This is a genomic window from Herbidospora galbida (assembly GCF_005233835.1).
In the GTDB taxonomy this organism is placed as follows: domain Bacteria; phylum Actinomycetota; class Actinomycetes; order Streptosporangiales; family Streptosporangiaceae; genus Herbidospora; species Herbidospora galbida.
In genome coordinates, this window is the sequence record NZ_SZQA01000007.1 from 46,002 (window position 1) to 58,570 (window position 12,569).

A 12,569-nucleotide genomic window follows, 5' to 3' on the forward strand; every position below is an offset into this window, starting at 1 on the left:
TTTTATGGACGGGCCACAAAGTGGCCGCATGTCTGATCTGATCAGCGTCGACGAATGCGAGCAGCTCACTCCCGAACACGTCCACGACCTCTACCGCCGGCACGTCAACCGCAGCCAGGTGTCCCTGATGACCTCGTTCGGGTTCGGCCGTGAACTGGTCGAACGCGCCGAGGGCGCCTACCTCTGGACCCGGTCGGGCCGGCGGATCCTCGACTTCACCGGCGGGGTCGGCGTGCTCAACCACGGCCACAACCACCCCCGGATCCTGGCCGCCCGAAAAAGGTTCCAGGAGCTTCGGCGGATGGAGGTGCACAAGACCTATTTCTCTCCGTACGTCGCGGCGCTCGGCCACAATCTCGCCCAGCTGCTGCCGGGTGACCTGAACATGTCCTTCTTCCCCAATTCGGGCGCCGAGGCGGTGGAGGGGGCGGTCAAACTGGCGTACAAGTACCACCGGGGGCGCCGGCACCGGATCCTGCGCGCCGACATCGCCTTCCACGGCAAGCTGCTCGGCTCCGGCAGCCTCACCGGGGCGCACCAGAACTTCACCTTCCCCGGCATCCCGGGCGTGGAGGTCTTCCCGTACGGCGATCTCGACGCCGTACGGAGACTGGCCGGGAAGGACGTCTACGCGATCCTGATCGAGCCGTTCAGCGCGTCGACCATGACGGCCTGCTCCGAGGAGTTCCTGCGCGGGCTGCGCGAGCTCTGCGACGTCCACGACATCGTGCTCATCTTCGACGAGATCTACACGGGCTGGGGCAAGACCGGCAGCCTCTTCCACTTCATGCGCTACCCCGGGCTCGTCCCGGACGTCGTCACCACGTCGAAGTCGTTCGGCGGCGGCAAGTCGTCCATCTCCGCCTACATCGCCCGGGAGCCGGTGTTCCGCAAGGCCTACGACAACCTCGGCGACTCCCTGATGAACAGCACCAGCACCACCTACTACGGGTTCGGCGAGGAGACCGCCACGGCCGTCGAGGCGGTCAACATCGCCGTCGAGGACGACTATCCGGCCCGCGCCCGCGCGATCGAACGCGTGCTGGCGCCCGGCCTCGAACGGATCAGGAAGACCTACCCGGACACGGTGGCCCAGGTCAGAGGGGTCGGCGCGCTCTACGGGATCTTCCTGGACGGCGGCCCGAAGCTCCTCGACCGGGTGGCGAGGCTGGCCCCGGTGGGGCTGGCGCGCGACCCCAACTTCCGGGTCAAGCTGATCACCTGCGCCGTGATCGACGCCCTCTACCGCGACCACGGCGTCTACGCCTACTACACCCTCAACGGCGCGAACCCGCTGGTGGCCGCCCCGCCGCTCGTGGTGGAGCCGGCCGACGTGGAGTACTTCCTCGACAGCCTCGACCAGACCCTCGGCCAGGGCCTGCTCCGGCTGGTGACCCGATTCGTCAAGGAGAAGGTGGCGCCGCGATGGGGATCGTAGTCACGGGCAGCGCGGGCATGCTGGGCTCGACCCTGCTGCGCCGCCTGCGCGAAACCGGCCGCCCGGCCCTCGGCGTCGACCTGAACCCGGTCGACGGCGAAGCCGCCGACATCCGCGACACCGCGCGCATGACGGAGCTGTTCCACGGCGCCGACGCCGTCGTCCACTGCGCCTCCGCGCTGCCGAGCTACCCCGACGACGAGATCCACAGCGTGATCGTCGAGGGGACCCGCAGCGTGCTGACCGCCGCGCGGGACGCCGGCGTCCCGCGCGTGGTGCACGTCTCCTCCACCGCCGTGTACGGCCTGCCGAAGCTGGTCCCGACCCCGGAGGACCACCCCCGCGAACCCGTCGACCCCTACAGCAGGGCCAAGGCCGCCGCCGAGGAGGTCGCGGAGAAGTTCCGCGCCGACGGGCTGTGTGTGCCGATCATCCGGCCGAAGACCTTCCTCGGCCCCGGGCGGATGGGGCTGTTCGCGATGCTCTTCGAGTGGGCCGAGGAGGGACACGGCTTCCCCATCCTCGGCAAGGGCGGCGCGCGCATCCAGATGCTGGCCGTCGACGACCTCGTCGACGCGATCCTGCTGGTCCTGGACGCGCCCGCCGACGTCGCCGGCGACACCTACAACGTCGCCGCCGCCGAGTTCGCCACCCTGCGCGAGGACTTCCAGGCCGTGCTCGACGCCGCCGGGCACGGCCGGCGCGTGCGGCCGGTCCCGGCGGGTCCCGCGCTCGCCGTCCTGCGCCTGCTCGGCCGCACCGGCCTGTCCCCGGTGTACGACCGGCTGCTCTACAAGCTGCTCGACGACTCCTACGTCAGCATCGCCAAGGCGCGCGACCGGCTCGGCTTCGCCCCCCGCCTCTCCAACCGGGAGGCGATCCTCGCCACCTACGACTGGTGGCGGGAGAACGCCCGGGGGAAGACCGCCGGGCGCACCAGCCGCGACGCCTGGCGGCAGGGCGCGCTGTCCTTCGTCAAGTTCCTCTTCTGACGGCCGGGAGACGCCACATGGGTGTCATCGAGGCGGATCTCGCCGCCCGCCCGCGGCCGGGCCGGATCGGCGATCTGGTCACGCTGCTCCGGCCGCTGCACAGCGTCAAGAGCCTGCTGCTCGTGCCGCTGCCCCTGCTGGACGCCGGCCAGTGGACCCTCACCGCGCTCGCCCACGCGGCCTGGGCGGTCGCGGGGTTCGTGCTGGCCGGGGCCTGCGTCTACATCGGCAACGACCTGGCCGACCGGCACCGCGACCGGCTGCATCCCGTCAAACGGCACCGGCCGATCGCCGCCGGGCGCGTCTCGGTGCGGGCCGCCCACCTCTACCGGACCCTGCTGGTGGTGCTGCTCGCGCTGATCGTCGCGGCGGGGCCCGGACGGCCGTACTGGCCGCTGCTGGCCTACCTGGCGCTCAACGTGGCCTACAGCCGGTCGCTCAAGCACGTGCCGCTGGTCGACGTCGGCGCGGTCGCGCTGGGGTTCGCGCTGCGGGTCGTGCAGGGGTACGCCGCGATCGGGGCGCCGATCTCCGGCTGGCTGGTGGTGACGGTGTTCTCGCTGTCGCTGCTGCTGATCGTCGGGAAGCGCCGCCGGGAACTGCTGGAGAGCGGCCCGGACCACCGGCCCGCGCTGCGCGGCTACTCGGTCGAGCTCACCGACCACCTCCTCCAGTTCGCCGCCGTTCTGTCGGCCGTCGCCGGGCTCGTCTACGTGCGGACCGAGGCGCCGCTCGGGCCGTACGGGCCGGGGGCGCTGGTGCTGGCCACGCCGTTCGTGCTGTTCGCGCTGTTCCGCTACCTGCAGGTGGTGCTCGTCGACGGCGGGGGCGGCGACCCGGTGCGCGGCCTGCTCGGCGACCGGGGGCTGGCCGTCACCGCGCTGGGGCTGGCCGTCGTGCTCGGGACGGCCTTCGTGCTGGCCCGCAACCCCGCGCTGGCCGCCGCCCTGCTGCGCTGAAGGAGACCCCGATGACCCTCGTGTCGATCGTGATCCCGGCCTACAACGCCGCCAAGACCCTCCGGCTCTGCCTGGCCTCGGCCCTGGCCCAGACCCACCGTCCCCTCGAAGTGATCGTCGTCGACGACGCCAGCACCGACGGCACCCCCGAGACGGCCGCCGAGTACCCCTGCGTGGTGGTGCGGCAGCCGTACAACCAAGGGGTGTCGGCGGCCCGCAACAGCGGCGCCGCGCGGGCCCGCGGCGAGGTCCTGTTCTTCCTCGACTCCGACGTCGCCCTCGCGCCCGACGCGGTGGCCGCCGCCGTGCGCCTGCTCGCCGCCGACCCCGGCTGCGGTTGCGTCTACGGGGTGTACGACCGGGAGCCGCTCATCGACGACGGCCCCGTCGAGGTCTACCGGACCCTCCACCTGCACCACGCGCTGAGCCGGGGGACGGGCCAGACGGCGACGGCGGTCTTCGCCCTCGCCGCGCTGCCCCGGCGGGTGTTCGAGCAGGTCGGGCCGTTCGACGTCACCCTGCGCGCGGCCGAGGACGACGAGTACAGCGAACGGCTGCTGGCCGGGCACGGCATCCGGCTGTCCGGCGCGATCACCGGCCGGCACGACGAGGCCGACCGGCTGCTGCCGCTGCTCTCCGAGCAGTTCCGGCGGGCGCGGCTGCTGCGCCGGTCGGCCCGCAACCGCCTGCGCAAGGACGCGCTCGTGGTCAACCGCGCGAGCGGGATCCTGGCCGCCGCGCTCACCCTCGCCACTCTCCCGCTCGGCCCGGTCGCCCCCGCGCTGCCGGTGTTCTTCCTGCTCGCGTTCGCGGCCGCCGATCCGCCGCTGGCCAGGTTCGTCTGGCGCGAGCGCGGGCCCGCCTTCCTCGTCTACTTCGTCGTGGTGCACTTCCTCGTCCACACGGCCCTGCTCGCCGGGGCGGCGGCCGGATTGCTCCCCAGAAAGGCCGGTGACTCATGAGACCGCTGGTCTCCGTGATCATCCCCAACTACAACTACGGGTACGTGCTCGGGCAGTGCCTGGAGGCGGTCCGCGCGCAGACCTACCCCCATGTGGAGATCGTCCTCGTGGACGACTGCAGCACCGACGACTCCGTGGCCGTCGCCCGCGCCATGGGGATCGAACCGCTCAGCACCCCGCGCAACGGCGGGGTCTGCGTCGCCCGCAACCTCGGCGTCGCGCACGCGAACGGCGAGATCCTGTTCTTCCTCGACTCCGACGTCGCCCTCGCCCCCGACGCCGTCGCCGAGGCGGTCGCCCTGCTGTCGGCCGACCCCGGGATCGGCGCGGTCAGCGGCAACTACGAGGCGATCCCGCTCAACCGCGTCAGCCTGGTACGCGAGTACCGCAACCTCTACCGCCACTACTGGTACCTGGTCGCCGAGGGCCCGATCACCGGCTTCCTGCCGGTCGCCATCATCGCCTTCCCCGCCCGCGTCTGGGCCGAGGTCGGGCCGTGGACCGACGTGCTCACCCAGTCGGAGGGCGCCGACGTCGGCGAACGCCTCGCCGACCGCGGCTACACGGTGGTTCTCACCTCGGCCGTGCGCGGCCGGCACGACGACGACGCGCAGCTGCGCACCGCGCTGCGGAAGGTCTTCACCCGCACCCGCGTCCACGTGCCGTTCTTCCTGCAACGCCGGTACGCCGCCGGGGTGGTCGGCTCGCCGGAGTCGGGCGCGAGCCTGGCCGCCGCGCTGAGCGCCGCCACCCTCCCCCTGCCCCTGCTCACCGGCCTGGCCTGGACCGCCGCGCTGCCCGTCCTGCTGCTGCTGTCGTGGCTCTGGATCGACCGCCGGATGTACCGGTTCGTGCTCAGCAGCCGAGGCCTCGCCTTCACCCTCTACTTCGCCGCCATGCACTTCCTGATCAACCTGACCATCGCCGCCGGCGCGGGCGTCGGCATCCTCCAGTGGCTCACCTCCCGCTCCTTCCGCCGCCTGTACGCCCGGGTGCCCGCGTGACCCGGGGACGCGTGTTCGCCGTCCTGCGCTGGGCCGCCGTCGTGCTCGTGCTCGCCTTCCTCGGCTGGCAGCTCTGGCGGGTGCGGCACGGCGTCGGCGACAGCCTGCGCCAGGTCGGCTGGTCGACCGCGATCCTCGCGGCCGTGCTGGCGTCGATCGGCGGCCTGCCCGGCTTCTTCGGGTGGCGCATGCTGCTCGCGGGCCTGGGCACCCGGCTGTCCCTGCCGGTCGCCGCCCGCGTCTTCTTCCTCGCCGGGATCACCCGCTACCTGCCCGGCGGGGTCTGGCCCGCGGTCGCCCACGCGGCCATGGCCCGTCCGCTGGGCGCGCCCGCCGCGCGGCTGGCCGGGGCCTTCGTCGCCAGCCAGGGCCTGGGCGTGGTGGCGGGGCTCGTGGTCGGGCTCGTCGCCCTGCCGTGGCTGGTGGCCGCCGACCCGCTCTGGTGGGCGCTGCTGCCGCTGCTGGGCGCGGCGCTCCTGCCGCTGCTGGCTCCCGGGCTGTTCGGACGGCTTCTCGGGACGGCGCAGCGGATCCTGCGCCGGGGCGAGGGCCGGCCGGTCGTGCTGCCCGACCGGCGGACGCTGCTCGCCGTCACCGGGCTGATGACGCTCGGCTGGCTGATCAGCGGCCTGCACGTCGGCCTGCTCGCGGTCGCGCTCGGCGCGCCGCCCGGCGGGGCGCTGTCGGTGGGGATCGGCGGGTTCGCGCTCTCCACCGTGGCCGGGATCTTCACCCTCGTGATGCCCTCCGGGCTCGGCCCGCGCGAGGTCGTGCTCGGGCTCACCCTCGCCACCCTGCTGACCGGGCCGGGCCTGATCACCCTGGTCGCGCTGAGCCGGGTGCTGATCACCGTCGTCGACGTCGTGTCGACCGCCGTCGTCCTCGGCGTGCTGACCCTCACCCGTACCGCCCCCCTCACCCAAGGAGCGTCGTCATGACCACTCAGATCAGGCATCTGGCCAGGCAGGTGCCCGCGGGGCCGGTGTCGGGGGCGCTGCTGCGGATGATCAGCGCCGTGCCGTTCGCCGACCGGCCGCTGGCGTGGCTGGAACGGCACCCGGGCGTGCACGGGGTGGTGCTGTCGGCGTTCGGGCTGCGCCGCCCGATCTTCATCGACCACCCGATCGACCCCGAGCCGAGGTTCGGCCACGGTCGGCCGGCGCACGGCGAGCTGACCGCGCTGATCGAGGCCAACCGCGACCGCTACGCCGACCGGTTGAGGAGATTCCGGGACCTGGCCGACGCGCTGGCCGCGATCCCCGTCCGCGACCGGCCTTCGGGGACCACGCCCTACTGGGACAACGGCTGGCTGCCCCCGCTGGACGCGCTCGGCCTGTACGGCCTGCTCGCCGAGACCGATCCGCGCCGGTACGTCGAGATCGGCTCGGGCAACTCGACCAAGTTCGCCCGCCGTGCCATCGACGACCACGGCCTGCGCACCCGGATCACCTCGATCGACCCGGCCCCCCGCGCCAACGTCGACGCCCTCTGCGACGTCACGGTCCGCAGCCCGCTCGAACGCGCGGACCTGCAGATCTTCGCCGGTCTCGAACCCGGTGACGTCGTCTTCCTCGACGGCTCCCACCGGGTGCTGATGGGCTCCGACGTGACGGTGTTCTTCTTCGAGGTGCTGCCGCTGCTGCCGCCCGGCGTGCTGGTGCACCTGCACGACATCATGCTCCCGTTCGACTACCCGCCCGAGTGGCGCTGGCGGCACTACTCGGAGCAGTACCTGCTGGCCGCCTTCCTGCTCGGCGACCCCGGCCGGTACGACGTCGAACTCCCCAGCGCGTTCGTCCAGCACGACCCGGACCTGCGCGGCCTGCTGCGCCCGCTGTGGGAGCGGCTCGGCGTCACCCAGCACTACCTGCCCGCCTCGTTCTGGTTCCGGCGGACGTGATGCTCGATTCGGCGCGGCGCGAGGAGGCCCCGGAGAAGCGGGCTCCCGGCGCCGTTCGCATCATCCGGTGGGCGGCGGTCGCCGTTCCGGCCGCCTGGCTGGCGGTCACGGTCGTCAACTGGCTGAGCGGGGACTTCTGGTGGTGGGGCGGCGGGGCGCCGCTGGTGGTCTTCTTCGCCGTCCCGCTGCTGGCGGTCGCCGCCGTGCCGATGGTCCTGCTCCGCCACCGGGTGTCGTCGCGGCGCGACCGGGCGCTGGTCAGCCTGGCGATCGCGGCGCTCGCGCTCATCGTGGCCCGCCGGATCCTCAGCGGGCGGACCTGGCTCTGGGTCGTCCCCGACCTGGTGATCCCGCCGCTGCTGTTCCTCCTGGTGCCGGTGGCCCTGCTGCTGGCCGTGCCGCTGGCGACCAGGACCCGGTGGTGGACGGCGAGTCTCGCCTCGGTCGCGCTGGTGCTGGGCGCGACCCAGTCGGGGGTGCACCTCGGCGGAGGCGGCGGCCCGGTGCCGCGCGACGCGGTGAAGGTCGTCTCCTGGGACGCCTACTGCTGGAACACCGACGACGACCCGGACCGCTTCCTGCGCTACCTGAAGAAGTGGCGGGCCGACGTCTACCTGCTCCAGGAGCACTCCGGCTGCGGGCCGGGCGCGCCCACCCCCATCGACGACGCCGACGTGCTGCGGCGCGAGTTCCCCGGCCACCACATCGTCACCCTCGACGGCCTCCTCACCATCTCCCGCTTCCCGGTGACCGGCCAGGCGGCGGTGGGGGAGGCGCTCAACCCGTACGCGCCGAGCTGGCGGCACGCCGCGCTGCGCACCGACCTCGACCTCGGCGGGCGGACCGTCTCGGTCTACAACGTTCACCTGTTCGACATGCTCTACCTGAGCGCGAGTCCCCTGTCCCCGCGCTTCTACCGGGCCATCGCGACCCTCGACGCCGCCAGGAAGGTCCAGGTCGACGCGCTCGCCGCCGACGCCGGCGGCAACCCGAACCCGGTCGTGGCCTCCGGCAACTTCAACGCCCTGCCCGGCATGGGCCGGCTGCGCGGCCTCGACGGCCTGACGGCGGCCCAGGGCCCGCTCTACCCGGCGACCCTGTCCTTCGCCGGCCTCCGCCTGTGGCGCATGGACTGGACCTTCACCTCCCCGGAGCTGGCCGTCCACGACTACGACCTGCACTCGCCCGAGGGCCTGTCCACCCATCACCTGCAAGAGCTGCTCATCTCGGAGGTGTGACCCCGATGGAACCCCCGTTGGTCACCGTCATCGTCCCGACCTACAACCACGCCCGGTTCCTCCCGCTGGTCCTGACGGCGATCCGGGAGCAGACCCACGCCCCGCTGGAGGTCGTCGTCGTGGACGACTGCAGCACCGACGACTCGGCCGCCGTCGCGGCGTCGATGGGCGTACCGGTGATCCGCACCCCGGGCAACAGCGGCCCCGCCGTGGCCAGGAATCTCGGCGCCGCGCACGCGAACGGGGAGATCCTCTTCTTCGTCGACTCCGACGTCGCCCTGGCCCCCGACGCGGTCGCCACCGGCGTGGCCCTGCTGGCGGCCGACCCGTCGCTCGGCGCGGTCTGCGGCATCGAGGACCCCGACCCGCTGATCCGCTCCACCCGCGTCGAGGACTACCGCGCCCACCAGCACCACTACTGGTCGATCGCGTCGGAGGGGGAGGTGTCGTTCCTGTGGTCGGCGATGTTCGCCATCCGCGCCTCGGTGTTCCGCGAGACCGGCCCGTTCAACCCCGATCTGCGCCACACCGAGGAGGTCGACTACGGCCGGCGTCTCAGCGATCATTACCGGGTGCGGATCACGCGCGCCGTCCGCGGCCGGATGGGCCACGACCGCGAACTCCCGACCCTGCTGCGCAAGCTGTTCCAGCGCGGCCGCCTGCGCGTCCCGCTCTACGCGCGCCAGCGCCGCTTCGCCCAGGGCTACGAGACCCCCGCGCGGGCGCTCGCATCGCTGGCGTCGGCGCTGGCCGTCCTCACCCTCCCCGCGCCGTTCCTGCTGGGCCCGTGGTGGGCGGCGCTGCCGCTGACGGCACTGGCCGCGTGGGCGCTCGGCGACGCCGGGATGTTCCGGTTCGTGTTCGCCCGCAAGTGCCCGCTCTTCGGCGCCTACTTCGTCGCCGTCCACTTCGTGGTCGGTCTCGTCATCCTCGCGGGCGTCGCGACCGGCGCCCTGCAGTGGCTGGCCTCCTCTTCCTTCCGGCGCCTGTACGACGCCCGCACCCCCGAGCCGGCCCGTTGAGGAAGGCGGCCGGGGTCGCGGCGGCCGTCTGGCTGGGCTTCGTGATCCTGCACCACCTGCTCACGGGCCGGTTCTGGCTGTGGCTGATCCCCGACCTGATCCCGCCCGCCCTCTATCTGGCCGTGCCGGTGACCCTCCTGGCCGCCGCCCGGTGCCGCGGCCCGGCGGCCCTGCTGGCGGCCGGATCGCTGCTGCTGGCCGCCCCGCACGGCGGCCTGAACCCCGGCGCGCTGACCGCCCCGGACGGCCCGCCGCCGGCCGGGGCGGTGCGGGTGTTCTCGTGGAACACCGAATACTGGCACCAGGACGACGACCCCCAGAGCTTCTACCGCTTCCTCACCGACCAGCGCGCCGACGTCTACGTCCTGCAGGAGTACCTGAACTGGGTCGACGACCGCCCCCGCGAGGTCGACGACCTGGCGGCGCTGCGCCGCGCCTTCCCCGGCTACCATCTGGCGGCCGAGGGCGAACTCGTCACGCTGTCCCGTTTCCCCGTCACGGTCGTCCGCAGGGTCGGCCCGGCGGCCGCGCTCGGGCCCCGGCCGTCGTGGCAGGCGGCCTTCGACCTCGCCAAGGTCCTCCGCACCGACCTGCGGATCGGCGCCGCGACCCTGTCCGTCTACAACGTCCACATCCCGGCCCAGTACGTCCTGGACGAGAACCCGTTCACGTCCCGCTTCTACACGGAGCTGCGCGGCCGGGCCGACCGCCGCGACGCCCAGTTCCGCGGCCTGCTGGCCGACCTCGCCGCCAACCCCTCCGCCGCCCTGGTCAGCGGCGACTTCAACAGCACCGGCGCGATGGGGGAGCTGCGTCCCCTGTTCGACCGGCTCACCAGCGCGAACAGGGCGAACCGGTCGCTCTACCCGACGTCGTGGTACGCGGGCGCGCTCCCGCTGTGGCAGCTCGACTGGACCTTCACCAGAGGGGTGAGCGTCCACACGAGCGACCTGCCCGACCCGCGCGGCCTGTCCGACCACCGCGCCCAATCGGTGGCGATCAGCCTCGCCCCGCAGTAGCCGCCTCACGGCCGGCGGGGATCGCGGCTCCGAGGACGGGCCGGCGCAGGTCGTCCGGGGTGATCAGGACACCGGTCACCCGGGAGGCCAGGGCGAGGGCCATCGTGTTGGGGTTGTCGATGGAGTCCTCGGCGGCCGGGTCGATCCCCAGCTCGCGCAGGTGGCGGTTGAGCCGGTCGGGTTCCGGGCCCCGCCGGTCGAGGGGATACGCCGAAATCTACACGTGTGGAGATTCCGTGCATTTCGTCGATCACGGAAACGGCCGCCGCTAGCCTCCGTCGCATGATCACTCGCTTACTGGCCACCACGGCGACCGGCCTCTTCCTGATCTCCGGCACGGCCCACGCCGCGCCCGTGAAGGGTCAGCCCACGCTCACCCACAACGCGATCTACAAGAAGGGCGTGCTCCCGAAGGTCTCGTGCAAGGCGGTCAAGGGCACCACCCGGGCCTCGACCGAGAAGTACGTCAGGAAGCTCGTCTCCTGCCTGAACACCGCCTGGAAGGGCACGATCGACGGCTTCCAGCAGGTGGCGGTCACGTTCAAGTCCGACAAGGAGTCCTGCTCCACCGGGGTGAAGATCGCCGGCTCCTACTCCGAGATCTGCGGTCAGACCATCGAGGTCCGCCTGGCGGACGACTGGATCAAGGCCAAGAACGACGTCCACGTGTTCGGGGCGCTCATGCGGGAGTGGAGCGGCGTCGTCCAGGGGCAGACGGGCATCGGCCGGGCCTACTGGAACATGCCCAACGACCGGACCGGCGAGGACATGGCCGAGCAGCGGCACCGCTTCTACCTCCAGGCCGACTGCCTGGCCGGGGTGTCCGCCAAGACCCTGGGGCGCAAGATCACGGACTTCAAGCCGTTCATCGCCGGCATGGAGCCCCGCGAGTACGCCCGCTACAAGTGGAACGGCTCACCCGCCAACCGGCTCCACTGGACCAAGAAGGGCTACCAGGCCGGCAAGCCCGGCGCCTGCAACACCTGGACGGCGAGCGCACCCAAGGTGGCCTAGGGCAGGACGTCGAGCCAGCCGGTAAGGATCTCGTTGATCTCCCCGGGACGTTCCTGCTGGATCCAGTGCCCGCAGCCGTCGAGCAGATGCGAGGAGACCAGCCCCGGCAGAGTGACGGGGTAGGCCTCGACGGCGTCGGCCATCCACATCGTGGAGGCGTCGAGGGCACCGCCGGCGAACAGCGACGGCTGCGTGATGGGGGCGCCGTCGACGTGGGCGAGGTCCTCCCAGTCGCGGTCCATGTTCCGGTAGCGGTTGAGCGCCCCGCGCAGGCCGGTGCGCTCGAACTCCGCCGCGTAGACGTCCAGGTCGTCCTCGCTCAGCCAGGCGGGAAGCCGGCCGACGGGGAAGCGGTCGCGCAGCGCGCCGCCCGGGGAGACGAAGTGGGGGTCCGGGGCGTCGCCGCGCGGCATGGTGTCGGCCGACAGGGCGGCGTAGACGCCGGCGAGCCAGCCCCGGACGTCCGGCTCGATCTCGGCCTCGGCCCGGCCGGGTTCCTGGAAGTAACTGACGTAGAACTCGTCGTCGCCGCCCATGCCCGCGAAGACCTCGCTGGGCCGAGGCCCGCCGCGCGGCGCGTAGGGGACGCTCAGCAGCCCGACCGCGCGGAAGACGTCGGGCCTGAGGAGGGCCGAGTCGGCGGCGATGACCGAACCCCAGTCGTGCCCCACGATCACCGCCGTCCGCTCGCCCAGGGCGCGCACCACGGCGACGTTGTCCTCGACCAGCTCCAGCATCCGGTACGCCGCCACGTCGTCGGGCTTGGACGACCGGCCGTAGCCGCGCACGTCGACGGCGACGGCCCGGTAACCGGCTTGGGCCAGCGCCGGGAGTTGGCGCCGCCACGAGTACCACGACTCGGGGAACCCGTGCACGAGCAGCACCAGCGGCCCCGACCCCTGCTCCACGAGGTGGACGCGGCCGGCGGCGGTCTCGACCAGGCGATGGGTGATCGTCATCGGCCCTCCACAATCGGTCAGCCATGGGGGTTACCTTCAAAGGGTGCAGCCGGAAACGCTGA

13 protein-coding genes are annotated in these 12,569 nt (G+C 72.6%); 11 read left to right on the top strand and 2 right to left on the bottom strand.

Annotated elements, in window-relative coordinates; all coding sequences use genetic code 11:
• Positions 1–28 precede the first annotated feature (28 nt).
• The 10 genes from FDA94_RS09785 to FDA94_RS09830 are packed head-to-tail and all read left to right on the top strand — an operon-like array spanning position 29 to position 10,534.
• Positions 29–1,438 carry an aspartate aminotransferase family protein gene (locus FDA94_RS09785; protein ID WP_137246734.1) on the top strand — a complete coding sequence of 470 codons (1,410 nt, stop codon included), beginning with the start codon at positions 29–31 and terminating at the stop codon, positions 1,436–1,438.
• Entirely contained in the window at positions 1,426–2,430 is a 1,005-nt protein-coding gene (locus FDA94_RS09790; protein ID WP_137246735.1) for an NAD-dependent epimerase/dehydratase family protein, read from the top strand. The genes FDA94_RS09785 and FDA94_RS09790 overlap by 13 nt, the downstream gene beginning before the upstream one ends.
• A 17-nt stretch (positions 2,431–2,447) precedes the next feature.
• The gene (locus FDA94_RS09795; protein WP_137246736.1) at positions 2,448–3,389 is read left to right on the top strand and encodes a UbiA prenyltransferase family protein; all 942 of its coding nucleotides are present in this window, start codon (positions 2,448–2,450) and stop codon (positions 3,387–3,389) included.
• 11 nt (positions 3,390–3,400) lie between these two features.
• Positions 3,401–4,351 carry a glycosyltransferase family 2 protein gene (locus FDA94_RS09800; protein WP_246059699.1) on the top strand — a complete coding sequence of 317 codons (951 nt, stop codon included), beginning with the start codon at positions 3,401–3,403 and terminating at the stop codon, positions 4,349–4,351.
• Complete coding sequence (locus tag FDA94_RS09805) at positions 4,348–5,355, top strand: glycosyltransferase family 2 protein (protein WP_137246737.1); 1,008 nt, start codon at positions 4,348–4,350, stop codon at positions 5,353–5,355. Before FDA94_RS09800 ends, FDA94_RS09805 begins: the two co-directional genes overlap by 4 nt.
• The gene (locus FDA94_RS09810) at positions 5,352–6,293 is read left to right on the top strand and encodes a lysylphosphatidylglycerol synthase domain-containing protein (RefSeq protein ID WP_170990867.1); all 942 of its coding nucleotides are present in this window, start codon (positions 5,352–5,354) and stop codon (positions 6,291–6,293) included. The genes FDA94_RS09805 and FDA94_RS09810 overlap by 4 nt, the downstream gene beginning before the upstream one ends.
• Positions 6,290–7,255: a class I SAM-dependent methyltransferase gene (locus FDA94_RS09815; protein WP_212735253.1), complete on the top strand. Its 966-nt coding sequence runs from the start codon at positions 6,290–6,292 to the stop codon at positions 7,253–7,255. The genes FDA94_RS09810 and FDA94_RS09815 overlap by 4 nt, the downstream gene beginning before the upstream one ends.
• Entirely contained in the window at positions 7,255–8,493 is a 1,239-nt protein-coding gene (locus FDA94_RS09820; RefSeq protein ID WP_137246739.1) for an endonuclease/exonuclease/phosphatase family protein, read from the top strand. The genes FDA94_RS09815 and FDA94_RS09820 overlap by 1 nt, the downstream gene beginning before the upstream one ends.
• A 5-nt stretch (positions 8,494–8,498) precedes the next feature.
• Positions 8,499–9,515, top strand: a complete 1,017-nt coding sequence (locus tag FDA94_RS09825) for a glycosyltransferase family 2 protein (RefSeq protein WP_137246740.1) — start codon at positions 8,499–8,501, stop codon at positions 9,513–9,515.
• Positions 9,512–10,534 (top strand): endonuclease/exonuclease/phosphatase family protein, encoded by a 1,023-nt coding sequence (locus FDA94_RS09830; RefSeq protein ID WP_137246741.1) that lies wholly within the window; start codon positions 9,512–9,514, stop codon positions 10,532–10,534. Before FDA94_RS09825 ends, FDA94_RS09830 begins: the two co-directional genes overlap by 4 nt.
• On the opposite strand, the gene FDA94_RS41500 is transcribed toward FDA94_RS09830, so the two are convergent.
• Entirely contained in the window at positions 10,515–10,751 is a 237-nt protein-coding gene (locus tag FDA94_RS41500; RefSeq protein WP_425460139.1) for a DUF6461 domain-containing protein, read from the bottom strand. The two genes, FDA94_RS09830 and FDA94_RS41500, sit on opposite strands and share 20 nt — an antisense overlap.
• A gap of 65 nt (positions 10,752–10,816) precedes the next feature.
• Here FDA94_RS41500 and FDA94_RS09835 point away from each other — a divergent pair, with 65 nt between their 5' ends.
• Positions 10,817–11,548 (top strand): neutral zinc metallopeptidase, encoded by a 732-nt coding sequence (locus FDA94_RS09835; RefSeq protein ID WP_137246742.1) that lies wholly within the window; start codon positions 10,817–10,819, stop codon positions 11,546–11,548.
• On the opposite strand, the gene FDA94_RS09840 is transcribed toward FDA94_RS09835, so the two are convergent.
• Positions 11,545–12,507, bottom strand: coding sequence for an alpha/beta fold hydrolase (locus FDA94_RS09840; protein ID WP_137246743.1), 963 nt, complete (start codon positions 12,505–12,507; stop codon positions 11,545–11,547). The two genes, FDA94_RS09835 and FDA94_RS09840, sit on opposite strands and share 4 nt — an antisense overlap.
• Between the last annotated feature and the right edge of the window lie 62 nt (positions 12,508–12,569).